This window comes from Flavobacterium hankyongi (assembly GCF_036840915.1).
In the GTDB taxonomy this organism is placed as follows: domain Bacteria; phylum Bacteroidota; class Bacteroidia; order Flavobacteriales; family Flavobacteriaceae; genus Flavobacterium; species Flavobacterium hankyongi.
The window spans coordinates 1,608,796-1,631,609 of sequence record NZ_CP085725.1; the positions used below are offsets into that span (position 1 = coordinate 1,608,796).

Consider the following 22,814-nt stretch of genomic DNA (forward strand, 5'->3'; position numbering starts at 1 on the left):
TTTTACTTTATTTTTATTTTTCAATTTCTTTTAAACTCTCCATTTTTTTGTGAGCTAAGAAACCTTTAATATCTTCAAAATGCTCTTTTACACGTTTATGACCAAATTCGAATACTTTTTCGGCCAATCCATCTAAGAAATCACGGTCATGTGATACCAAAACCAAGGTTCCGTCAAAATCCTTCAACGCATCTTTAATAATATCCTTCGTTTTCATATCTAAGTGATTAGTAGGCTCATCGAGAATTAAAAGATTTACTGGTTCCAACAATAATTTAATCATTGCTAAACGCGTTTTTTCTCCACCTGAAAGCACTTTAACTTTCTTTTGGATATCATCGCCTTTAAACATGAAAGCTCCTAGTAAATCTTTGATTTTTGTACGCATATCTCCAACTGCTATAGCGTCAATAGTTTCAAAAATGGTCATTTCACCATCTAATAAAGCCGCTTGGTTTTGAGCAAAGTATCCAATTTGTGAGTTGTGACCAATTTCTAATCTTCCACTATCGATATCAATTTCTTTCATGATCGCTTTAATCATGGTTGATTTTCCTTCTCCATTTTTCCCCACAAACGCTACTTTTTGACCGCGTTCGATCACTAGATTAGCGTCTTTAAATACAACATGATCACCATATGATTTAGATAAACCTTCCACTACTACAGGATATTGCCCTGAACGAGGTGAAGGTGGAAACTTCAATTTTAATGCCGAAGAGTCAACCTCATCTACTTCAACAAGCACTAACTTCTCTAACATTTTCACACGGGATTGTACCGCATCAGTTTTAGAAAATGTACCACGAAAACGATCAATAAAAGCTTGGTTATCAGCAATGAATTTTTGTTGCTCATCATAGGCTTTTTGTTGGTGAATTCTTCTGTCCTTACGCAATTCTAAATAATGAGAATACACCGCCTTATAATCATAAATACGTCCCATTGTCACTTCAATAGTACGATTGGTGATGTTATCAACAAAGGCTCTATCGTGAGAAATAATCATTACCGCTTTGGCTTGATTAATCAAGAAATCCTCTAACCATTGAATACTTTCCATATCCAAGTGATTCGTTGGCTCATCCAGTAAAATCAAATCAGGTTTCTTCAATAAGATTTTTGCTAATTCGATACGCATTCTCCATCCTCCTGAAAATTCAGATGTTTTACGTGTAAAATCTTCTCTTTCAAAACCAAGTCCTTTTAGAACTTTTTCAACTTCTGCCTCGTAATTAACTTCTTCAATTGAATAATATTTTTCAGAAAGCTCGGATACGCGCTCAATCAGCTTCATATAATCGTCACTTTCATAATCAGTACGAACTGTTAATTGTTCGTTGATCTCATCAATTTCCTTTTTCATATTCAAAACATCAGCAAATGCTTTTGATGTTTCTTCCATTACAGTGCAATCGTCTTTTGTCAACAAATGCTGTGGTAAATAAGCAATTACCGCATCACTTGGTGCCGAAATCCCGCCACGAGTAGGTTTATTCTCTCCTGCAACAATTTTTAAAAGTGTTGATTTTCCTGCTCCATTTTTACCCATAAGGGCAATTTTATCGTTTTCATTAATGGCAAAAGTAACTTCACTAAAAAGCGTTGTTCCACCAAATTCTACCGCGATATCATTTACTGTAATCATAATTATTTGTTTGTAAATTGATTGCAATAATCAATTTTTTGAAGGTGCAAAGATAGAATTAATAAGATTCATTTTTAATCGTAGAAATAAAAATCATAATTTTGGACTTATTTTCATTACAAACTATTAAACAATATGATAAAAAAATTACACTTTATATTTTCACTATTAATTTCTAACTACATTTTTTGTCAAGTAACTTTTGATAATAAGTTAACTTTGATTGATCAGAGCCATTTTTCAAATGATGTAACTTCAATATTTTGTGATGATTTAAATAATGATTCAAAAAAAGACTTGATAGTTGCCTCATACTATGACAATTCAATAATTTGGTACAAAAATTTAGAAGGTGATTATTCAAATAATCAACGCTTAATTATTTCCAATCAAATAGACACACCTAGTTCAGTTTATGTAAAAGATTTAGACAATGATGGTTTAAAAGATATTATTGCTTGCAGTCAGTATCAAAATTATATTGTTTGGTATAGAAACTTAAACAACAATAACTTTTCTCCTGCAATAACAATATCAAACTCTGTAAATTCGCCTAAGTCAATTAAATCTGAAGATATTGATAATGATGGTGACAGTGACATAATAGTTGGTTGTTACGGAAATTCTTCCGTTGTTAAATTTACTAACAATGGTAATGGGACATTCCAAAACCTTGAAAATTTATATATTACAAACTCTGGAACAAACAAAATTAATATTTATGACATCAATAACGATGGATTTAAGGATGTTATATCAGGTCATAGTGATGGTTCTATATATTTTTCATTAAATCTTAATAATGGAAATTTTGGCACAAATCAATACATCATTGGCGATGCAGATTCAGGTACTGCATTTAACTTTTTAGATGTGAATCAAGATGGATATATTGATCTAATAGCTGGTTCCAAGTACAATGATAATTTAAAATATTATTTGAACCTAAATGGAACTTCTTTTGACAATGGACATTTAATAAATTCTACAAATCAAGACCCAAATGAGATCATTATACATGATATTGACAATGATGGACGTAAAGACATAGTTGTTTCTTATTGGACAAATAATAAAATTGGCTGGTATAAAAATTTAGGAACTACTAATTTTGCTACATTCATCACTATTACAACTAATGTAACTTATCCTAAGTCATTCATTGTTGAAGATATAAATATTGATGGACAACCTGATATTGTTTCAGCTTCATATGGGTCTGGAACACCAACTAAACTTAGTAGTTTTATATATACTTCAAATAATAATTACAAAGAAATAATAATTAACTTCTATCCAATAGGTATAAATAAAACAAAAATTGCCGATTTAAATAACGACGGTAGAAAAGATATTATATCAGGATACAAATCAATTGTCTGGAATAAAAACAGATCCGACAATAATTTTAGTTCTTACAAATTAATAACAAACTCACTACCAAATTCAAGTACATTTGTTAATGATTTTGAAATTGAGGATATTGATAATGATAATGATTTAGACATTATATCTTTAACAAACTCTAGTTTAGAAATTTACATAAATCAAGGCAATGAATCATTTCAATTAAACTATTCTTTAGCATTAACTAATCAATCTAAAGAAATAGAAATTTGTGATATTAATGGAGATAATTTAAAAGATATTTTATTAACTTTTGCATCAGGAACAATAAAACTTGGAATAATTACTAATCTAGGAAATAATAGTTATAGTTCACTTAACACAATATCTTATACTGGATTTTTATATACTCCAAATCAAATAAAGAGCGGCGACATTGACAACGATGGCGATAAAGATATTCTAATAAGCTCTTCATTATCAAGCACAATACAATGGCTAGAAAACAATGGGAATGGTGTTTTTCAAACTCATCTTATAACACAAAGCATTACTACTGATGTAATATTATTAGAAGATTTAGACAATGATAGTTTTTTAGATATTATAACGTGTGGTAGTAATAGTTATAGCTCATCAACAATTTATTGGATAAAAAATAATGGTAATGGCGTTTTTTCTAATAGAATTTTTATCGGTAATCAATCAGCTAAAGCATTAGATTGTGGTGACATAAACAATGACAATTTAAAAGATATTGTTGGTGTATCGTATCAATATTATTCACCATATGACGAGAAAGTTTTTGCTTATTTGAACAGCAACGCAGGTTTTGGAAATCAAATAGTAATAGATAGTTTAGGTGATGCAGTAAGTTTATCGAGAAATATCAATTTAGGAGACATTAACAATGATAATAAATTAGATATTGCTACTAGTTACTATCAAATTGGAAGAGTTGATTATTTTTTAAATTCAAGTACACTTGAAGTTATTGATTATTTAAAAGATGAAAATAAAGATTTTATATTATATCCGATTCCATTTACAAGTAATCTGAATTGGAAACAGTCTCAAAATATAGAAAAAAAAGTACAAATAAATATTTATTCAGAAGAAGGAAAATTGATTTATTCAAAATCGAACATAAATAACAATTCCATTAACTTAGATTTTCTAAAAAATGGAGTATATTTTATAAATTTCAAATCAGATCAAAAAAACATAACTAAGAAAATTATTAAACATTAAGAGACATTGTTTCTAAATTTAATACTTATTATGTCGATCGATATACTCAAAATCTCTAAGAAAAGAAAGTAATAAAAATTTGAATTGTTTCATAAGTATATCAAAATTTAAAAATACAAAAAAAGACTACTAATAGTAGTCTTCTCAATATTTTGATATTTAGAGTCCTAAATACTCATCTTAAATTCTTCAATAATTGGATTCGCTTTAAGTAAATCAATTTTTTTAATAAAAACTTCAACAGCCTGACCTGCAGTTCCAAAACCAGCAATAATGCCTGATTGAATGTTATTTTTAACTACTGTAGAAATTTCAGCCGCTTCTAATTTAGTCTGTAAAGCTTGAGCTAAAATCTCACTCCCTGAGAACACCTTCATTAATGCCATATTTATTTTTTATTTATTTTTTTACTCGTCATCTTCATCCTCATAATCATCAACTCCAAAAAGGAACGGATCAATCATGATTTTATCTGCCAGGATTTCTATTCTTTCTGTTAATTGAGAAGCAAAAAACAATCGTTGTGTTTTTTCAATACTCATTGACAATCTTTGAACTATTGGTTCTTGTCTTAATTTAAAAAGTTCATCAGCGTCATCGACAACATATATTTTAATGGTATTCATATTGAACCCAGCACCCGAAAACATTGCGTTGATTTTATTTGGTGTACCTATTAAAACATCCATTCCTGCTGAAATAATATTTTTTTCGTCATCAATATTTGTTTTGTCGTTTACACCAATTACCCTCAAATTAGTGTACTTTCCAAACCTTTGAATCATATCTACCATTTCCAACACCGCTTCTTTATCTTTTACAATAATTAAGGCTCTAGTAGATTCACCAACTGCTTTTTCAAGTTTTTGAATAACCGTATAGGCAATAGTAGTACTTTTCCCTTCACCTTCTGACATTATCACAACAGCATCTGCACCACTTTTAAGTGTGCCAAAACACTCTTTTTGAATATCTGTTGGATCAGTTAATCCGGTTTCAGCAAGAGCTTGCTGAAGGTTAGGGTTTATTTTTTTTAATTGCATATTATTTTTATTTCGAAGCAAAAAGCTTCACATCATTTTCAGAAATTTCGTTTCCACCAAGAATTATCAAACGCTCAACAACGTTTCGTAACTCTCTAATATTTCCTGTCCAATCATACTCCTGAAGTAATTTAACAGCTCCTTTAGAAAAAAATTTTACAGCACTTCCTTGCTCACTTGCAATTTTAGCAGTAAAGTGCTCTATTAAAGCTGGGATATCATCTCTCCTATCATTTAAAGCCGGAACTTTTACTAAAATAACAGCAAGACGGTGATACAAATCTTCACGAAAACGTCCTTCTTCAATTTCTTTTTTGAGATCTTTGTTTGTTGCTGCAACTACTCGAACATTTACTTTAATATCCTTGTCTGCTCCTACTCGTTGAATTAAATTTTCTTGCAAAGCACGTAAAACTTTAGCTTGTGCAGGTAAACTCATATCTCCAATTTCGTCTAAGAAAATTGTTCCACCATCTGCAGCTTCAAATTTTCCAGCACGATCTTTTACCGCAGAAGTAAATGCTCCTTTAATATGACCGAATAATTCACTTTCAATTAATTCTGATGGAATGGCAGCACAGTTTACTTCGACAATTGGTCCAGATGAACGCTCACTTTTTTCATGGATTTGATGTGCTACTAATTCTTTCCCAGTTCCATTAGGTCCAGTAATTAAAACACGAGCCTCAGTGGGAGCTACTTTTTCAATCATTTCTTTAATATGATTTATTGCTTCACTATCACCAATCATTTCATAGTTCTTTGAGACTTTCTTTTTAAGAATTTTATTCTCAACAACTAATTTTTTTCTATCTAAAGCGTTACGAACAGTATTTAACAAACGATTTAAATCTGGTGGTTTTGATATGTAATCAAAAGCTCCCAAACGCATTGTATTTACTGCTGTTTCCAAATCGCCATGACCTGAAATCATAACCATTGGAATTTCTGGTTTAATTTTCTTAATAGCATCAAGAACCTCAACACCATCCATTTTTGGCATCTTGATGTCGCACAAAATCAAATCATAGTCTTCGTTTGTTGCTTTCTCAAGCCCTTTTGCACCATCCTCTGCTTCGTCAACTTTATATGTTTCGCTTTCTTCCGAAAGAATTTTCACCAAAACTCTTCTAATTGCGGCTTCATCTTCTATAATTAATATTCTTGACATTACTTTCTAATTTGGATATAAAGATAAAAAGACAAAAGGATTTAAAAACAAAAAATCTTTACATCCTTTAATCTTAAAGTATTTTAGTATTTGGTTAGTACTTTAACCATTTAAACAATTCTTTCCATGTTGGTTTTTTCCCGTACATTAAAATACCTACACGATATATTTTTGAAGCAAACCATACTACCCCTAAAAATGTTCCAAATAATAAAACAATTGATAATACTAACTGCCAAACTGGTACTCCAAAAGGTATTCGCATTAACATTACAATAGGAGAAGTAAATGGAATCATTGAAAACACTGTAGCTACTGTTCCGTGAGGATCATTTACAACTGTAAAAAATCCAACATAAATACCCAACATTAATGGCATAATAATAGGCAGCAAAAATTGTTGAGAATCAGTTTCTGAATCTACAGCAGCACCAATAGCAGCATATAATGAACTATACAGAAAATATCCTCCAATAAAATAAACTAAAAAGAAAATTACTGTTGTAAAAACTGGGATTTCATTGTAGTACAAATTAACTTTTTCTATTAGCGAAGCTACATTACTTGCACCTTGAGGTAGTTGTTGCATTGCTTGAGCAGTTGTTGAAGCATCTGCAGCTCCCCCAAAAAACATATTTAGGCCAAACAATAATATTAAACCTAAAATCACCCAAATGGCAAACTGTAAAATACCTGCCAGTGAATTTCCTATAATTTTACCCATCATTAATTGATATGGTTTAACAGAAGAAATAATCACTTCGATAATTCTAGATGTTTTTTCTTCTATCACACTACGCATTACAAAATTTCCGTAGATGATGATGAACATCATGATTAAGTATCCAAAAGCCCCTCCAAAGAATACTTTAATTTCATTAAGGTATTTTAAACCTTCTTCTCCCGAAAATTTAGTGATGTGCAGCTCTGAATTCACTTTAGCTTGTTCAATTTTTGCTGAATCAAATCCTAAAACTTTTAAATTATCATTGGTTAACTGATTATCAACTATTTTTTCTATATTAGAAACAAAATCCAAGCTTGGACTTTCATCAGAAATATATTCTACTTTTGAAATCAATTCCTTAGTATCAGGTACTTTTGGAACATAAATTAACCCTTCATAATTTTTTTCAGCAGTATCTTTAGCCAATTTTAAAGGCATAGCAGACAAATCTACATACTTAGTTTCTTTGTCACTTTTAAAGTCAGATTTTAAAATTCCTGCCTCATCATGAATAGCGATTTTGGTTACTTCACCTTTATTCATATTGGTCAAAAAACCAATCAAAAAAGACATCCCCACAATTAGTAAAGGACTTAAAAAAGTCATTACTATAAATGATTTATTACGCACTTTGGCAATAAATTCTCTTTTTATAATTAAAGATAAAACTCCCATTATTTTTGATTTGTAACAGTTTGAATAAAAATATCGTTTACACTCGGAATCAATTCTGTAAAATGAGTCACTTGGCCGTTTTTAATTAAAATTGACAACAATTCGTTTTGTGTTGCATTTCCTAAATCTACTTCAAGCTTCAAATCATCATTTAATGATTTGAAATTTGTTTGACCAACGGTAAATTTTTGAGTCAAATCATACATTAATCCTTCAACATTATTACTCAATATACCTACTTGAAATTTGTGTGTACGATAGTTACGTTTTACATCTTCCAATTTACCTTCAATAAGTTTATTAGATTTATGAATTAAGGCTATATAATCACACATTTCTTCGACACTTTCCATTCTATGAGTCGAAAAAATTACAGATGTACCTTTTTTATTCAACTCAATGATTTCGTCTTTAATTAAATTAGCATTAACTGGATCAAATCCTGAAAAAGGTTCATCAAGAATTAATAGTTTGGGTTGATGCAAAATCGTAACAATGAACTGAATTTTTTGCGCCATTCCTTTAGAAAGCTCTTGAATTTTTTTGTTCCACCAACCTTCAATTTCAAATTTTTCAAACCAATATTTTAATTGCTTTTGAGCATCAGCTTTTGACATTCCTTTTAATTGTGCCAAATAAAGTGCTTGCTCTCCTACCTTCATGGTTTTGTATAAACCACGTTCTTCTGGCATATAACCAATAACCGAAACATGATTTGGAGCTAATTTTTCTCCATCCAAAATTACTTCACCAGAATCTGGCATTGTAATTTGATTGATAATACGAATTAATGAAGTTTTTCCAGCTCCGTTAGGTCCTAACAAACCATAAATACTCCCTTTGGGTACTTGCAGTGAAACTGAATTTAATGCTGTGTAATCTCCGTATTGTTTTACTACGTTTTTTACTTCAAGTATGTTACTCATTCGAAATGATTGATTTTTGTAAAAATAAGAATTTCTGTTGTTATGAAATTAGATACAACTAGAATAAAAATGTTACAAAAAAATCCCACAATTTTGTGGGACTCTTCTTGTAACTATTTATGTATTATGAAAACATGTCTTTAACTTTTTCAAAAAAAGACTTTTCTGATTTTTCAGGTTTTGGAATAAAATTGTCATCTTCTAAATTACTTTCGAAGAATTTCTTTTGTTCTTTTGAAAGGTTTTTTGGTGTCCAAACGTTCACATGAACCAATAAATCACCACTTCCATAACTATTGAGACTTGGAATTCCTTTTCCTTTTAAGCGAAGAATTTTTCCTGATTGGATTCCTTCTTCAAGCTTAATACGAACTTTACCATTTACGGCTTCAATTTCTTTTGAGGCACCTAAAACAGCTTCAGGATAACTTATATACAAGTCGTAATGAAGATTTTCACCTTCACGTTTTAAGAATTCGTGTTCTATTTCTTCAATAGCCACAATTAAGTCACCAGCGATACCGTTTCCTGGGGCATCATTTCCTTTTCCAGAAACTTTTAGTTGCATTCCATCAACAACACCTGCAGGAATTTTGATTGATACAGTATCTTCTTCTGTAATCATTCCGTGAGCATCTGCTTCGTTTGGTTTTTTATCTATAGATTGACCTATACCGCCACATGTAGGGCATGTAGTTGCTGTTTGCATACGACCAAGGATCGTATTCGTAACACGCATTACCTGACCTTGACCGTTACAAGTTGGACAAGTTTTATAAGTAACTCCAGATGCCTGAACTTTACGTTTTACCTTGACTTTTTTCTCAACACCGTTAGCAATTTCTTCTAAAGTAAGTTTCACTTTTATGCGCAAATTACTTCCTTTAGCACGACGTTGACTGCCTCCGCCGCCAAAACCACCAAAGCCACCTCCAAAAGCACTTCCGAAAATATCTCCAAACTGACTAAAGATATCATCCATATTCATGTGATGACCTCCACCAAAACCACCAGCACCATCAAATGCTGCATGACCATACTGATCGTATTTAGCACGTTTATCTGCATCGCTTAAAACCTCATAGGCTTCAGCAGCCTGTTTGAAATTTTCTTCAGCTTGCTTGTCTCCAGGGTTTTTATCAGGATGAAACTCAATTGCTTTCTTTCGATATGCCTTTTTAATTTCAGCTTCTGTAGCTCCTTTAGCAACCCCTAATATTTCGTAATAATCTTTTTTGCTCATAATCTTTTCCCTTCAACTCGCTCAGGGTGACATTTAATATTAATTCCCAATAACTACTTTTGGAAAACGAATAATTTTATCTCCTAACTTGTATCCTTTTTCTACTACATCAACAATTTTTCCTTTAAGGTCATCACCTGCTGGAATTTGTGTTATAGCTTCTGCAAAATCTGCGTCAAAAGTATCGCCTTGTTTAATCTCAACTTCTTCTAATCCTTTCGAAATCAAAGTTGATTTTAATTTCTCTTGAATTAATTCAACTCCTTTTACCAAAGCTTCATCTTCTGATTTTGAAATTTGTGCCCATGCTCTATCAAAATCGTCTAAAACAGGCAACATAGCTTGTAAAACTTCTTGTCCAGCAGTTTTAAAAAGCTCAATCCTTTCTTTAGAAGTGCGTTTTTTATAGTTTTCGAATTCAGCAAATAAACGCAAAAATTTATCTTTCTCTGCCGCTAACTCTTGGGTCAATTTTTCTTCAACTGTCAATTCTGGAGCAACTTCTTGAGTTTGTTCCTGACTAATTTCTGGGTTAGTTTCATTCAATTCTTGCTCCATCTCTTTATTCTTGGCATTCATATGTATATTCTTTATGAAATTTTTATTTTCAATAATTGCCTGCAAATGTACTGCCAAAGGTTTAAAAATGCCAAATTGTCATTACTTTTTTTACTTCAAACTTGTAAAGACAGACAATAATAAGTAACTTAGTGATAACAAATTAATTAACTTTAAAAAAGCGATATGAAAAAGATTATTCTAAGCCTAGCTCTTATTTGTTGCGCCTTCATTTTTTCTTGCAAAAAAGAAAAAACTGATATTGATGGTAACCAAGACCCTTTGGAGGTTTCCAATTCAATTGGTGATAAATTTACTGCAAACACTGCTGAATCTGTTGTTAACTGGACAGGTTTTAAACTTACAGGAAAGCATCACGGAACAATTCACCTAAAAGAAGGCTTCATAAATATTAAAGATAGTCTTATTACTGGAGGTCAGTTTTTTATTGACATGAGCACCATAACTGTTACCGATTTAAAAACTGGTGATGGTAAAGAAGATCTTGAAAATCACTTGAAAGGCACAGGTGAAAATGAAAAGAAAGATCACTTTTTTAATGTGAAAAAATATCCAACTAGTGACTTCAAAATTAGTAAAGTTGAAAAAAATGGAGATAAAGATATCATTTTTGGAAACCTCTCAATAAAAGGAATCACAAAAGCCGTTAACTTCCCTGCTACTATAAAAATTTCAGACAATGAAGTTTCTATTAATAGCGAACCACTTAGACTAAACAGAACGTTTTGGAATATAAATTATGCGTCAAAATCTATCTTTGCTGATATTGGCGATAAATTTATTTCTGATGAAATTGAAGTTCAAGTTTATATAAAGGCTAAAAAATAAATTTTATTCTTTCAAAATTTGTTCTAAAGCAGAATCAACTGAATTGAATTGAAAATGAAAGCCTTCTGCTTGAATTTTATTTGAACTTACATTTTGACTATCTAAAAGAAGCGTATGCATTTCTCCTAATAAGAGTTTAAGCATAAATTTAGGAATATTAGGCAATAGTAAAGGAACATCACAAGTTTCTGCTATTGCCTTTATTAATTCTTTATTTGTTACTGGATTAGGAGCAACTGCATTGTAGGCACCTTTTAAATGTTGATTCATAACAAATAAAAATATTTCAGCAAGATCTTTAATATGTATCCAAGATTGCATTTGCATACCTGATCCAAAAGGAGCTCCCATTCCCATTTTTATAGGTTTAACCATTTGAGACAACACACCTCCATATTTAGATAAAACCAATCCTATTCTTAATTTACAAACTTTAATTCCTAAACGCTCTATTTGATTTATGGAATCTTCCCACTTTAAGACTACATTACTTAAAAAAGTATCTGTAAATTGTGTAAAGTCTTCTGTGTAAAGATGTGTAGGATGACTTGGATAAATCCCAATAGCCGAAGCAGAAATAATCTGAGTTACGTTATGAGGATTATGCTTAAGGGTATTATATAAAAGATTAGCGGAAAGAATTCGACTTTCCAATATGTCTTCTTTATTTTTAGAAGTCCATTTTTGTGCAATGCTCGAACCAGCGAGGTTGATAATCACTCTCACACCTATTAAACAGTTTTCATCGATGATTCCTGTTTCGGGATTCCAGTAAAAACCATTATAATTTGGTTGGTATTGTATTTTATTTTTGGAAGTCGTTAAATAGTTAATTTTTACGCCATTTTGCAAAAGCAAATCAACAACTTCTTTACCAACCAAACCTGTAGCGCCTGTTATTAATACTTTCATAGCTTGGGACTTTTCTTTCAAATTTACTGAAAGATTGTCATAAGTATTTCTTAATTGTGGGGATTTTAACTTTTAAAAAACTATTTCTTAATACGGATAGTCCATTCAAATTCCATCACAGAAACTTGATCACCTTTTTCGTCTGTTCCAATAGATTTCATCCAAAGAGTTTGTCCTTCACCAGTTGCAATAGTATTCTTGATAGCTTCTGTAATTAAATGGCCATCATTACATGTAAAAGTAATTCTACCCGTTGCTTTTTTAGTAAACGTACCTTTATTATTAGCAACAAGCATTGAGATACTTTTACCACTTTCTTTAATTTGCTTCATCATTAAAGCCCCTGTTGTTAATTCGGCTGCCATTGCCTGTACAGCAAAATACATTGAATTAAATGGATTTTGATTAAACCAACGATGCTTTACTGTTGCAACACAAGTAGTATCTTCTATCACTTTAACACGCACTCCCGACCAAAAAGCTGATGGCAATTTAAAAAATAAGAAAGTATTCAATTTTACAGGTGTAAACTTCATAGCGCTAGATTTTTCGCTAATCTACAAAAAAATAGTATGCGTGCCTAATATTTTTATTTGTTAATTATTTGTTAAATTAAATTACTTTGTTTTGCATAGTACCTGTTTTTTACATTATCTTTGTATAAGAAATTAATAAGCTAAAGAAAGTATTATTCAGTTTCAAAAAAATATTTAAAAAATCATTAATCAAATAAACATTCAATCATGGAAACATTAACTATCACAAAACACGAGAAAAACTATTCATCACTTATCCATTTAAGTGCTTTTACAAAATTCATAATTCCTTTTGGCAATTATATATTACCCTTCATTTTATGGTCTACTAAAAAGAAAGAATCGTCATTTATTGACTATAATGGAAAACAAATATTAAATTTTCAATTAAGCATTTTAATGTATAGTATATTTCTAGGCATCTTAGCAATCCCAACAATTATAGGAACGGTTTTAAGTAATTTTACTTGGTCAGAACTTGAAAGCGGAAATATTGTTTTAGATAATATGCAGATAAACAACCTAATCGGTTTAGGTGTTTTTGGAGTTATCTGTACAGGAATATTTGTAGTCCTTAAAGTAGTTGAATTTTTCTATATCATCTACGGAGCAATTAAAGCTAACGAAGGAGAATATTTCAAATACCCCCTAACAATTAACTTTATAAAGTAGTCACGTTTCAATCATCATCATCAATCATCATCATCAATCAAAAAATGAACAGTTTAACAACAAAAAAGAAATCTTATGAACATTGAGAACACAAAAGCTCAGATGCGCAAAGGAGTTTTAGAGTTCTGCATCTTATCGGTACTAAAAGAAAAAGATGCCTACACTTCAGAAATTCTTGACACTCTGAAAAACGCAAAGTTACTAGTAGTGGAAGGAACGGTATACCCACTATTAACCCGATTAAAAAACGATGGTTTATTAACCTATCGCTGGGAAGAATCAACATCAGGCCCGCCAAGAAAATATTACGGGCTGACCGATGAAGGGCATAATTTTCTAAAAGAATTAAATATAACCTGGAACGAATTAGCCGGGGCTGTAAACACAATAACATCACAAAACTAAAAGCTATGAACAAGACAGTAAATATGAATCTAGGTGGTTTCTTCTTCCACATCGACGAAGATGCTTATCAAAAATTAAATCGTTATTTTGATGCAATACGCGGTTCCCTTTCTATGGAAGGACGCGACGAAATCATGAACGATATAGAAAGTAGAGTTTCAGAATTATTTTCTGAAAAACTAACAAATAGCAAACAAGTTCTTAGCCTTAAAGATGTAGATGATGTTATCACTATAATGGGGCAACCTGAAGATTACAAAATCGAAGAGGATAATAACACTAAAAAATACGATTACTCAACTACTCCAAAATCAAAAAAACTTTACAGAGACAAGGAAAAAAGCATAGTTGGCGGAGTTTGTACAGGACTATCTCATTATTTTGGAATTGATGCTGTTTGGATACGAATTTTGTTTATAGTTTCTCCTTTTATTACAGCAGGTACATCCTTATTAATATATGTTATCTTATGGGCAGTAACTCCTGAAGCTGTTACTACATCAGAAAAATTAGAAATGATGGGAGAACCAATAACAGTTTCTAATATTGAAAAAAAAGTAAAAGAAGAACTTGATAATCTTTCTGAAAGATTTAGAGGAGCTGATTACAATAAAATGAGTGAAAATGTAAAAACAGGAGCTCAACGCGTAGGAAATACACTTGGCGATGTAATTATAAGTATCATGAAAGTATTTGCAAAATTCATAGGAGCAATGATGATATTTATTGGTAGTGTAACTATAATTAGCTTGTTAATTAGCTTAATTACTCTAGGCTCTACATCTAATTTAAGTATGCCATGGTTGGATTACTTCAATACATTCAATTACACAAACACTTCAATGTGGTTAATCGCTTTCATGTTCCTTTTAGCTATTGGCATTCCATTTTTCTTCATAATAATTTTAGGATTAAAAATACTAGTAACTAATTTAAAATCAATTGGAAACATTGCAAAATACACACTTTTAGCTTTATGGATTTTATCTGTAGGTGTATTAATCACTTTAGGTGTTCGTCAAGCCTCAGAAGTAGCTTTTGAAAATAAAGTAGTAACTAAAGAAATCATCAACATAAAACCAACTGACACTTTAGAAATTAAGTTCAAAAACAACGAGTATTTCAGTAAAAACTCTTATCATAATGAAGACTTTGAATTTGTTCAAGATTCTTTAGGTAGAGATGTAATTTACTCTAATGACATTAACTTTGAAGTATTACCAACTGATGAAAGATTACCTTACATTCAAGTTGAAAAAGAATCTAATGGTAAATCTTTCTCTGAAGCAAAACAAAGAGCTTCAAATATTGAATATAAATTCAAAATAGAAGGAAACAAAATCATTTTAGACAACTATTTCTTAACAGAAGTAAAAAACAAATTCCGTGGACAAGAAGTAATGATTTACTTATATTTACCTAAAGGAACTTATTTTAAAACGGATGAAAGTGTTGAGGATTTTGACAGCTCAGACAATGATTTCTTTAACCTTCACTACAGCTCAGACAACTACACGTATAAAGTTGAAGACAAAAAAGTAAAATGTTTAAACTGTCCTCCAGATGAAGACGAATGGGATGATGTTGAAAATGATGGAAGCCATACAGTTATTATAGACGAAAATGGTGTAAAAGTAAAAAGCGATACTGTAATCTCTAATTCGAAAGAAATTAAAGAATTAAAAATAAGTGAAGACGGAATTATTATAAAAACTAAATAATATAATATCAATAATCAATCAAAAAAGCAACTGTCACTACTGATGGACATAATCAAATCAAACTAAAAAACAACTATTATGATAAAACTAATGATTCATTTAACTAAAATAATAATAGCTACTTGTATTGCGCTATTATTTGGATCTTGCTCTTTAGCATTTGACGGAAAATCTATTACTGGAAGCGGTAATGTTGTTTCTAAAGAAAGAAAAGTTGAAAATTTCACAAAAATTGAACTAAAAAGAGGCCTAGATTGTGAAGTAAAACAATCAGATTCTTTTAAAGTTGTTGTTGTGGCTGATGACAATTTACAAGAGGGCATTAAAACCAAAGTTGAAAATGGAACACTTATTATTGATTCTGAATATGGTAACTATAATAATGTAAAATCAAAAACGATTCAAGTATTTATGCCTGTTATTGATGTTCTTGAAACAACTAGTGGTTCAAGCTTAAAAACAATTGGAACAATTAAAGGAAATAACATTCATCTTAAATCCAGCAGCGGAAGTTCTTTGGATGCAGAAGTTGAATCAGAAAACTTGACTTTAGAATCAACAAGTGGAAGTACATTAACGGCATCTGGAAAAGCAATAGAACTTAATACATTATCTTCTAGTGGAAGTGCAATAGACGCTACAAATCTTTTAGCTAACAATATTAACTCACAAAGTTCAAGTGGAAGCAATACTGAAGTAAGCCCAATTTTACTTTTAAAGGCACAAGCATCTAGTGGTTCTAGCATAGAATATGTAAAAACTCCTAAAACAATTAGTAAGCAAGAAAGTTCTGGCGGAAGCGTTTCAACAAAATAAAATCATAAATTAAAAAACATCAGCTTTGCTGGTGTTTTTTTTTATATTTGTGTAGAATCAAAATGCCTCAAAATGAAAAAAATTACATTCCTACTAATCTTAGCCTTAACCTCTACACTAATTTTTGCGCAAAAAAAAGAAAAAGTAAAAGGTTCTAAAATAATTACTACTGAACGTAAAAAAATTGGAAGCTTTGATCAAATTGAAGTTGAAGATAATCTTGAAATCTTTTTAGTAAAAGGAGATAAAAGTGGTTTAGAAGTAGAAACCGATGATAATTTACATTCAGCTGTTGATTATAAACTTTATGGAACTGTATTACGATTAAACACAAATAAAGAAATTTCTTCATTCAAAAAATTGGAAGTTAGAATTACATATACAGACAGTTTAAAACTTATTAGTAGCAAACATGAAACAAAAGTTAATGCTCCTTCCGGCCTAGCTTTGAGCAATATTACTGTTAAAACTTATGATTATTCAAAAGCATACCTTAATGTAGATTCTCCTAATTTTTCATTAATTGCTAATGATAAATCTAAAGTTGAATTAAACTTAAAAAGTGACGACGCTTCGATAGAAATGAGTAAAAACTCAGAATTAAAAGCATTAGTAACCGCAAACAAATTAAAAGTTGATCTGTATCAAAAAGCGGAAGCTACTATTGAAGGGACAGTAAATGACATGAAACTTCGTCTAGACAACAATGCTAATTATGACGGACAAAAACTTACTTCAAAGAGTTTAAACCTTACAACAGAATCGTATACTAAATGTGCTGTAAACACAAATGGTAACTTAAGCATCACTGCATCTGGAAAAAGTGAAGTTGATATTTATGGAGATCCAAAAATTGAAATTAAAAAATTTGGAGACGATGCTATTTTACGTAAAAAGTCAAAATAATGTAATTCAATAAAAAAAAGCCTGCAATTGCAGGCTTTTTTTTATTTATACCAAACATTAATGTTCTTTTGCTGCTAAATAACGTTCTGCATCAAGTGCTGCCATACATCCTGTACCTGCAGCCGTAATCGCTTGACGATACACATGATCTGCTGCATCTCCCGCAACAAACACTCCAGCTACATTTGTTTTTGCAGTCCCTGGAACGTTGATAATGTAACCTGTTTCATCAAGAGTGATATAATCCTTAAAAATATCTGTATTAGGTTTATGACCAATGGCTACAAAGAAACCTGTCGCAGGAATCTCTGTTTTCTCACCAGTTGCTCTATTAACAACGCGAACACCAGCAACCACTTGTCCATCACCTAAAACCTCATCCGTTTCGGTATGCATTAAAATTTCGATGTTTTCAGTTTTGCGAACACGTGCTTCCATGATTTTCGAAGCTCTAAACTGCTCGCTTCTCACCAACATGGTAACTTTTTTACACATTTTAGCCAAGTAATGAGCTTCTTCACAAGCACTATCCCCTGCTCCAACGATTACTACTTCTTGATTTCTGTAAAAGAATCCATCACAAACAGCACAAGCAGAAACTCCACCACCCATGTTCAAATAGTGTTGTTCTGATGGTAATCCTAAATATTTAGCCGAAGCACCTGTTGAAATAATCACTGTTTCGCAGTGTAATTCTTTAGTATCGTTAATCCAAACTTTGTGTATATCACCCGAAAAATCAACTTTAGTAGCCCATCCATCACGAATATCTGTTCCAAATCGTTTCGCTTGCTCTTGCAATTGAACCATCATTTCCGGACCAGTAATACCTTCTGGATACCCTGGAAAATTTTCTACTTCATTAGTTGTTGTTAACTGTCCGCCTGGCTGTGTTCCTTGATATAATACTGGATTCATATTAGCTCTAGCTGCGTAAATAGCGGCTGTATAACCCGCAGGTCCAGAACCAATAATCAAACATTTAATTTTTTCTATAGAATCTGACATAATATTTTTTTTGAGTTTCAAAAGTAGTCATTTTAAAAACGATTAAAAACAAAGTTGTATTACAGTTTTCAATAGTTTTATAAACAAAACACATGAAAATATTTTTTTATCAATAGAACAAAATAGTTTTGATTTATAAAATATTGTTTTATATTTGCACCCGCTTTCGGGGTGTAGCGTAGCCCGGTCATCGCGCCTGGTTTGGGACCAGGAGGTCGCAGGTTCGAATCCTGCCACCCCGACGAAAGTTAATCCTCTTTGTTTATTCAAAGAGGATTTTTTATTTACATCATGTTTTACGTTTATATACTTTTTAGCGAAAATAAAAACAAATTCTATGTTGGACAGACTAACAATCTGGAAGATAGAATTAGAAGACATAATGCTGGGCATGAGATTTCAACAAAAAATGGTGTTCCTTGGAAAATAATAATACACTTTGTATTGGAATCAAGAGCAGAGGCAATAGCTTTAGAATCTAAAATTAAAAAAAGAGGAGCTAAAAGATACTTAATAGACAACAAACTACCTGAACAATAATCGCGTCCCGCTTGTAGCGGTAAGGTCGCAGGTTCGAATCCTACCACCCCGACGAAAGTTAATCCTCTTTGTGAAAAACAGAGAGGATTTTTTTATTTTACATCAATTCATTTTAAAAAGAATACTACTTCATTTAACAAAATTCTAACAACTAATTTCCCTAAATTCGTAGTCATCAAAAAACAGACTATGAAAAATTCACTAACTATTACTGCAATAGTTTGCAGCTTAACCATGAATTCCCAAACATCACAACAAAAAAACACAATTAAATATCCCGAAACAAAAAAAATAGATCATATAGATAATTACTTTGATTCCAAAGTAAACGATCCTTATCACTGGTTAGAAGACGACCGTTCTGCTGAAACTGAAAAATGGGTAAAAGCTCAAAACGAAGTTACCTACGGTTACCTAGATAAAATTCCGTACCGTAATGCCATCAAAGAAAGAATGGAAAAACTATGGAATTATGAAAAAATTGGTTCGCCATTTAAAGAAGGTAAGTTCACCTATTTTTATAAAAATAATGGTTTACAAAATCAGTCTGTTTTATACAGAAAAGATGAAAACGGTAAAGAAGAAGTTTTTCTTGACCCAAACACTTTTTCTAAAGACGGAACTACATCGCTTGGAGGTCTAGATTTTTCAAAAGATGGTTCTAAAGTTGCTTATGCTATCTCTGAAGGTGGAAGCGACTGGCGAAAAGTAATTCTTATGGATGTTTTTAGCAAAAAAATACTGGAAGACACTATTGTTGACGTAAAATTTAGTGGTGTTTCTTGGAAAGGAAATGAAGGTTTCTACTATTCGAGTTATGATAAACCAAAAGGAAGTGAATTGTCTGCGAAAACAGACCAACACAAATTATATTTCCATAAACTGGGCACTTCTCAAAAAGACGATAAAGTTATTTTTGGAGCCGACCAAAAAAGAAGATATGTAGGTGGAAGCGTAACTGATGATGATAAATATCTAATCATTACAGCTGCCAATTCAACTTACGGGAACGAATTATACATTAAAGATTTAACTCAGGAGAACAGTCCAATCATAACGATTGTAGACAATTTTAAAAATTCAAGTTACATCATTGAAAACGAAGGTTCAAAATTATTCATTGTTACCGATCTAAATGCTCCTAACAAGAAAGTAGTTACTACAGATTTCTCAAACCCTAAACAAGAAAACTGGAAAGACTTTATTCCTGAAACAGAAAATGTACTTTCGCCATCAACAGGCGGTGGCTACTTTTTCGCGAACTATATGAAAGATGCTGTTTCGTTAATTAAACAGTACGATTATTCTGGAAAATTAGTACGTGAAATTTCATTGCCTGGAATAGGAACTGCAAGTGGTTTTGGTGGTAAAAAAGAAGAAAAAATATTGTATTATTCTTTTACAAATTATATCACACCAGGAACAATTTATGCCTTTGAACCTACTATTGGTAAATCTGAGATTTATCAAAAACCAAAAGTTGATTTTAACTCATCCGATTATGAGTCTAAACAAGTATTTTATACTTCAAAAGACGGAACAAAAATCCCTATGATTATCACTCATAAAAAAGGATTAAAATTAGATGGCAAAAATCCAACTATCCTTTATGGTTACGGAGGTTTCAATATTAGTTTGACTCCTAGTTTTAGTATTGCTAATGCCGTTTGGTTAGAAAATGGAGGTGTTTATGCTGTTCCAAATTTACGTGGTGGTGGTGAATATGGTAAAAAATGGCATGATGCAGGAACCAAAATGCAAAAACAAAACGTATTTGATGACTTCATAGCAGCTGCAGAATACTTAACGAATAGTAAATACACTTCAAAAGACTTTTTAGCTATTAAAGGAGGATCGAATGGCGGTTTATTAGTAGGTGCTACCATGACACAACGACCAGACTTAATTAAAGTGGCTTTACCTGCTGTTGGTGTAATGGATATGCTACGTTATCATACGTTTACTGCTGGTGCTGGTTGGGCTTACGATTATGGTACTGCCGAAGATTCTAAAGAAATGTTTGAATACTTAAAAGGCTATTCACCAGTTCACAATGTTAAAAAAGGAGTACAATATCCTGCAACCATGGTTACTACTGGTGATCATGATGACAGAGTGGTTCCTGCACACAGTTTTAAATTTGCCGCAGAATTACAAGAAAAACAATCTGGAAATAATCCTACTCTAATACGAATTGATATTAATGCGGGACACGGAGCTGGAAAATCTGTTGCGGCAACAATACAAGAAAATGTAGACATGCAGGCATTTACCTTACATAACATGGGAATTAAGAATCTCCCTTCTAAAAAAATAGACAATAAAAAAAGGCTTAAATTATAAGCCTTTTTTTGTATGGGAGATTTTACATAAATTAGTGTAAAATAAGTTTTTCTATTTTTAAGTTAGAAACATACAAACAGAAATGACGGAAAAAGATTTCATTAGAATATTATTAGATAAAAGTAAAGATATTAGGGATGGTATTTTTATTCCAAATGAAGTAACGATAAAAATCAGCGAACTTGATGATTTTGATGTTAAGATAGCTGAAAAATTAAGCAAAGAAAAAGGAAATGTATTTTCAAAAATTTTTGGCAATGAAAATGGTATTTATAGAAGAGACAATTATACAAAAACTTTAATCCAATATTCAATTGAAGAAAATTATATTACATTTTTTCCATCAATTTTAAAATCTTTTATAAATGAAAAATAAGCAACATATTTTAACAATATTGTTTTTAATAATTTCAAGCTATGTGTTTTCACAAACTAATTTTTCAAATGGATTTAGTGATGGCTATAAAAAAGGATATTGTCAAAACCAAGGGATTGGATGTTTAGCTCCAATTCCACCAATTGCTCCCATTCCAAATGTTAACGAAAATATGAATAGTTATCAAGATGGTTATAACAGAGGGTTCGAAGCAGGACTAAATGCAGAAAAAAAATCTAACACAAACTCTGAGACAAGACAAAGATATCAAACATCTAGTTCAAAATTTACAGCACAAAGCGTTGATTTATTTGACAATCATATTTATAACCCTAATGTTAATTCAAATATTTTAGATTTAAAAATGAAAGCTCTTTCAACAATTATTGAAAGAGCAAAAGAAAATTTAGAAAATGAAGATTATGATGCCGCGATTGATAATTCTAATGATTTATTAAATATTCAACCAAATTTAGCTATTGCCTATATTATAAAAAGTAATGCACAATTTCACAAAGGAGAAATTTTAAATGCATATAATAATTCAGCAAAAGCAAACAAAATATTTTCCAACAGTTCTTCTAAAAATTGGTATGATTTTATGTATGACAAAATGAGTGAACATTTATCTAAGAATATTGAAAATTCATATTTTTCAGACGTTAAATATATCTGTGAAAATTTTTGGTACAAAAATGATCTTTCAAACTATTATCTTGGCTTGTCAAATTATCACCAAGGAGATTTAAAGGCAGCAAAAAAATATTTTAAAAAAACGAAAAACAATTCGTTAGCTGAAATTTATCTTGAAACTATTAATTCTACTAATAAATCTTCTAGCAAAAACGCTATACTAACAACACCAAAAAAAGTTACTCCAACAACTCCAAAAACCACAGAGATTTATTCGGGGAAATATCAATATCAAACTTCATTTAATAATCTTCCATTTAAAATAATATTAACTGAAAAGGCAAATGTAAATTCAAATGAGATTTACATATGTCCTTCAAATTCAAATGTTTTTGTCATTGAAATTTTTGACGATATTTTCTCTAAAGTTTATGTTGATGGGTATATTGGATATTTACCAACAAAAGTTTTAAAAAGACAAAAATAAATACTTTTGCTAACAGCGGTT

General features: G+C 31.0%; 22 protein-coding genes and 1 tRNA gene. 12 read left to right on the plus strand and 11 right to left on the minus strand.

Annotated elements, in window-relative coordinates:
- Window positions 1-13: 13 nt before the first annotated feature.
- Window positions 14-1,648 (minus strand): ABC-F family ATP-binding cassette domain-containing protein, encoded by a 1,635-nt coding sequence (locus tag LJY17_RS07500; RefSeq protein ID WP_264543223.1) that lies wholly within the window; start codon window positions 1,646-1,648, stop codon window positions 14-16.
- A gap of 135 nt (window positions 1,649-1,783) precedes the next feature.
- Here LJY17_RS07500 and LJY17_RS07505 point away from each other — a divergent pair, with 135 nt between their 5' ends.
- Window positions 1,784-4,246, plus strand: a complete 2,463-nt coding sequence (locus LJY17_RS07505) for a T9SS type A sorting domain-containing protein (RefSeq protein WP_264543224.1) — start codon at window positions 1,784-1,786, stop codon at window positions 4,244-4,246.
- 167 nt (window positions 4,247-4,413) lie between these two features.
- Here the strand turns inward: LJY17_RS07505 and LJY17_RS07510 are convergent, their stop codons facing one another.
- The 7 genes from LJY17_RS07510 to LJY17_RS07540 form a co-directional block, all read right to left on the minus strand.
- The gene (locus tag LJY17_RS07510; RefSeq protein ID WP_264543225.1) at window positions 4,414-4,632 is read right to left on the minus strand and encodes a DUF2007 domain-containing protein; all 219 of its coding nucleotides are present in this window, start codon (window positions 4,630-4,632) and stop codon (window positions 4,414-4,416) included.
- Between the two features lie 21 nt (window positions 4,633-4,653).
- Entirely contained in the window at window positions 4,654-5,289 is a 636-nt protein-coding gene (locus LJY17_RS07515) for a DEAD/DEAH box helicase (RefSeq protein WP_264543226.1), read from the minus strand.
- Between the two features lie 7 nt (window positions 5,290-5,296).
- Window positions 5,297-6,460 carry a sigma-54-dependent transcriptional regulator gene (locus tag LJY17_RS07520; protein ID WP_264543227.1) on the minus strand — a complete coding sequence of 388 codons (1,164 nt, stop codon included), beginning with the start codon at window positions 6,458-6,460 and terminating at the stop codon, window positions 5,297-5,299.
- A gap of 94 nt (window positions 6,461-6,554) precedes the next feature.
- A complete protein-coding gene (locus LJY17_RS07525; protein WP_264543228.1) occupies window positions 6,555-7,862 on the minus strand; it encodes an ABC transporter permease in 1,308 nt (435 codons plus the stop codon).
- Window positions 7,862-8,788, minus strand: coding sequence for an ABC transporter ATP-binding protein (locus LJY17_RS07530; protein WP_264543229.1), 927 nt, complete (start codon window positions 8,786-8,788; stop codon window positions 7,862-7,864). The genes LJY17_RS07525 and LJY17_RS07530 overlap by 1 nt, the downstream gene beginning before the upstream one ends.
- Before the next feature lie 124 nt (window positions 8,789-8,912).
- Window positions 8,913-10,031, minus strand: a complete 1,119-nt coding sequence (gene dnaJ, locus LJY17_RS07535; RefSeq protein ID WP_264543230.1) for a molecular chaperone DnaJ — start codon at window positions 10,029-10,031, stop codon at window positions 8,913-8,915.
- A 39-nt stretch (window positions 10,032-10,070) separates the two neighbouring features.
- The gene (locus LJY17_RS07540) at window positions 10,071-10,610 is read right to left on the minus strand and encodes a nucleotide exchange factor GrpE (RefSeq protein ID WP_264543231.1); all 540 of its coding nucleotides are present in this window, start codon (window positions 10,608-10,610) and stop codon (window positions 10,071-10,073) included.
- Window positions 10,611-10,775: 165 nt separating this feature from the next.
- On the opposite strand from LJY17_RS07540, the gene LJY17_RS07545 reads away from it, so the two are divergent.
- Window positions 10,776-11,438, plus strand: coding sequence for a YceI family protein (locus LJY17_RS07545; RefSeq protein WP_264543232.1), 663 nt, complete (start codon window positions 10,776-10,778; stop codon window positions 11,436-11,438).
- A 3-nt stretch (window positions 11,439-11,441) separates the two neighbouring features.
- Here the strand turns inward: LJY17_RS07545 and LJY17_RS07550 are convergent, their stop codons facing one another.
- Window positions 11,442-12,350 carry a TIGR01777 family oxidoreductase gene (locus LJY17_RS07550; protein ID WP_264543233.1) on the minus strand — a complete coding sequence of 303 codons (909 nt, stop codon included), beginning with the start codon at window positions 12,348-12,350 and terminating at the stop codon, window positions 11,442-11,444.
- A gap of 80 nt (window positions 12,351-12,430) precedes the next feature.
- Complete coding sequence (locus LJY17_RS07555; protein ID WP_264543234.1) at window positions 12,431-12,886, minus strand: DUF4442 domain-containing protein; 456 nt, start codon at window positions 12,884-12,886, stop codon at window positions 12,431-12,433.
- 207 nt (window positions 12,887-13,093) lie between these two features.
- Here LJY17_RS07555 and LJY17_RS07560 point away from each other — a divergent pair, with 207 nt between their 5' ends.
- From LJY17_RS07560 to LJY17_RS07580, 5 genes are all read left to right on the plus strand, one after another.
- The gene (locus tag LJY17_RS07560; RefSeq protein ID WP_264543235.1) at window positions 13,094-13,558 is read left to right on the plus strand and encodes a DUF4870 domain-containing protein; all 465 of its coding nucleotides are present in this window, start codon (window positions 13,094-13,096) and stop codon (window positions 13,556-13,558) included.
- A 75-nt stretch (window positions 13,559-13,633) separates the two neighbouring features.
- Window positions 13,634-13,963 (plus strand): PadR family transcriptional regulator, encoded by a 330-nt coding sequence (locus LJY17_RS07565; RefSeq protein WP_264543236.1) that lies wholly within the window; start codon window positions 13,634-13,636, stop codon window positions 13,961-13,963.
- Between the two features lie 5 nt (window positions 13,964-13,968).
- On the plus strand, window positions 13,969-15,684 hold the full coding sequence (locus LJY17_RS07570; protein WP_264543237.1) for a PspC domain-containing protein: 1,716 nt from the start codon (window positions 13,969-13,971) through the stop codon (window positions 15,682-15,684).
- Window positions 15,685-15,762: 78 nt separating this feature from the next.
- Entirely contained in the window at window positions 15,763-16,500 is a 738-nt protein-coding gene (locus tag LJY17_RS07575; protein WP_264543238.1) for a head GIN domain-containing protein, read from the plus strand.
- A gap of 72 nt (window positions 16,501-16,572) precedes the next feature.
- Entirely contained in the window at window positions 16,573-17,406 is an 834-nt protein-coding gene (locus LJY17_RS07580; protein WP_264543239.1) for a DUF2807 domain-containing protein, read from the plus strand.
- 57 nt (window positions 17,407-17,463) lie between these two features.
- Here the strand turns inward: LJY17_RS07580 and trxB are convergent, their stop codons facing one another.
- Window positions 17,464-18,414 carry a thioredoxin-disulfide reductase gene (gene trxB, locus LJY17_RS07585; RefSeq protein WP_264543240.1) on the minus strand — a complete coding sequence of 317 codons (951 nt, stop codon included), beginning with the start codon at window positions 18,412-18,414 and terminating at the stop codon, window positions 17,464-17,466.
- Between the two features lie 167 nt (window positions 18,415-18,581).
- On the opposite strand from trxB, the gene LJY17_RS07590 reads away from it, so the two are divergent.
- The 5 genes from LJY17_RS07590 to LJY17_RS07610 all read left to right on the plus strand — a co-directional run bounded on the left by LJY17_RS07590 (window position 18,582) and on the right by LJY17_RS07610 (window position 22,793).
- Window positions 18,582-18,656 (plus strand) — tRNA-Pro (locus tag LJY17_RS07590).
- Window positions 18,657-18,705: 49 nt separating this feature from the next.
- Complete coding sequence (locus LJY17_RS07595) at window positions 18,706-18,954, plus strand: GIY-YIG nuclease family protein (RefSeq protein WP_264543241.1); 249 nt, start codon at window positions 18,706-18,708, stop codon at window positions 18,952-18,954.
- A gap of 234 nt (window positions 18,955-19,188) precedes the next feature.
- Window positions 19,189-21,297 carry a prolyl oligopeptidase family serine peptidase gene (locus tag LJY17_RS07600; protein WP_264544886.1) on the plus strand — a complete coding sequence of 703 codons (2,109 nt, stop codon included), beginning with the start codon at window positions 19,189-19,191 and terminating at the stop codon, window positions 21,295-21,297.
- Between the two features lie 82 nt (window positions 21,298-21,379).
- Window positions 21,380-21,673: a hypothetical protein gene (locus LJY17_RS07605; protein WP_264543242.1), complete on the plus strand. Its 294-nt coding sequence runs from the start codon at window positions 21,380-21,382 to the stop codon at window positions 21,671-21,673.
- Window positions 21,663-22,793, plus strand: coding sequence for a hypothetical protein (locus LJY17_RS07610; RefSeq protein ID WP_264543243.1), 1,131 nt, complete (start codon window positions 21,663-21,665; stop codon window positions 22,791-22,793). The genes LJY17_RS07605 and LJY17_RS07610 overlap by 11 nt, the downstream gene beginning before the upstream one ends.
- The last annotated feature ends 21 nt before the right edge of the window (window positions 22,794-22,814 follow it).

Bases quoted from the DNA above. Each gene is read 5' to 3' on its own strand.
- LJY17_RS07520 (WP_264543227.1), bottom strand. From the start codon at position 6,460: ATGTCAAGAATATTAATTATAGAAGATGAAGCCGCAATTAGAAGAGTT.
- LJY17_RS07560 (WP_264543235.1), top strand. From the start codon at position 13,094: ATGGAAACATTAACTATCACAAAACACGAGAAAAACTATTCATCACTT.
- LJY17_RS07580 (WP_264543239.1), top strand. From the start codon at position 16,573: ATGAAAAAAATTACATTCCTACTAATCTTAGCCTTAACCTCTACACTA.
- LJY17_RS07550 (WP_264543233.1), bottom strand. From the start codon at position 12,350: ATGAAAGTATTAATAACAGGCGCTACAGGTTTGGTTGGTAAAGAAGTT.
- LJY17_RS07515 (WP_264543226.1), bottom strand. From the start codon at position 5,289: ATGCAATTAAAAAAAATAAACCCTAACCTTCAGCAAGCTCTTGCTGAA.
- LJY17_RS07525 (WP_264543228.1), bottom strand. From the start codon at position 7,862: ATGGGAGTTTTATCTTTAATTATAAAAAGAGAATTTATTGCCAAAGTG.
- LJY17_RS07510 (WP_264543225.1), bottom strand. From the start codon at position 4,632: ATGGCATTAATGAAGGTGTTCTCAGGGAGTGAGATTTTAGCTCAAGCT.
- LJY17_RS07505 (WP_264543224.1), top strand. From the start codon at position 1,784: ATGATAAAAAAATTACACTTTATATTTTCACTATTAATTTCTAACTAC.
- LJY17_RS07555 (WP_264543234.1), bottom strand. From the start codon at position 12,886: ATGAAGTTTACACCTGTAAAATTGAATACTTTCTTATTTTTTAAATTG.
- LJY17_RS07500 (WP_264543223.1), bottom strand. From the start codon at position 1,648: ATGATTACAGTAAATGATATCGCGGTAGAATTTGGTGGAACAACGCTT.
- LJY17_RS07575 (WP_264543238.1), top strand. From the start codon at position 15,763: ATGATAAAACTAATGATTCATTTAACTAAAATAATAATAGCTACTTGT.
- LJY17_RS07570 (WP_264543237.1), top strand. From the start codon at position 13,969: ATGAACAAGACAGTAAATATGAATCTAGGTGGTTTCTTCTTCCACATC.
- dnaJ (WP_264543230.1), bottom strand. From the start codon at position 10,031: ATGAGCAAAAAAGATTATTACGAAATATTAGGGGTTGCTAAAGGAGCT.
- LJY17_RS07610 (WP_264543243.1), top strand. From the start codon at position 21,663: ATGAAAAATAAGCAACATATTTTAACAATATTGTTTTTAATAATTTCA.
- LJY17_RS07600 (WP_264544886.1), top strand. From the start codon at position 19,189: ATGAATTCCCAAACATCACAACAAAAAAACACAATTAAATATCCCGAA.
- LJY17_RS07565 (WP_264543236.1), top strand. From the start codon at position 13,634: ATGAACATTGAGAACACAAAAGCTCAGATGCGCAAAGGAGTTTTAGAG.
- trxB (WP_264543240.1), bottom strand. From the start codon at position 18,414: ATGTCAGATTCTATAGAAAAAATTAAATGTTTGATTATTGGTTCTGGA.
- LJY17_RS07530 (WP_264543229.1), bottom strand. From the start codon at position 8,788: ATGAGTAACATACTTGAAGTAAAAAACGTAGTAAAACAATACGGAGAT.
- LJY17_RS07605 (WP_264543242.1), top strand. From the start codon at position 21,380: ATGACGGAAAAAGATTTCATTAGAATATTATTAGATAAAAGTAAAGAT.
- LJY17_RS07540 (WP_264543231.1), bottom strand. From the start codon at position 10,610: ATGAATGCCAAGAATAAAGAGATGGAGCAAGAATTGAATGAAACTAAC.
- LJY17_RS07595 (WP_264543241.1), top strand. From the start codon at position 18,706: ATGTTTTACGTTTATATACTTTTTAGCGAAAATAAAAACAAATTCTAT.
- LJY17_RS07545 (WP_264543232.1), top strand. From the start codon at position 10,776: ATGAAAAAGATTATTCTAAGCCTAGCTCTTATTTGTTGCGCCTTCATT.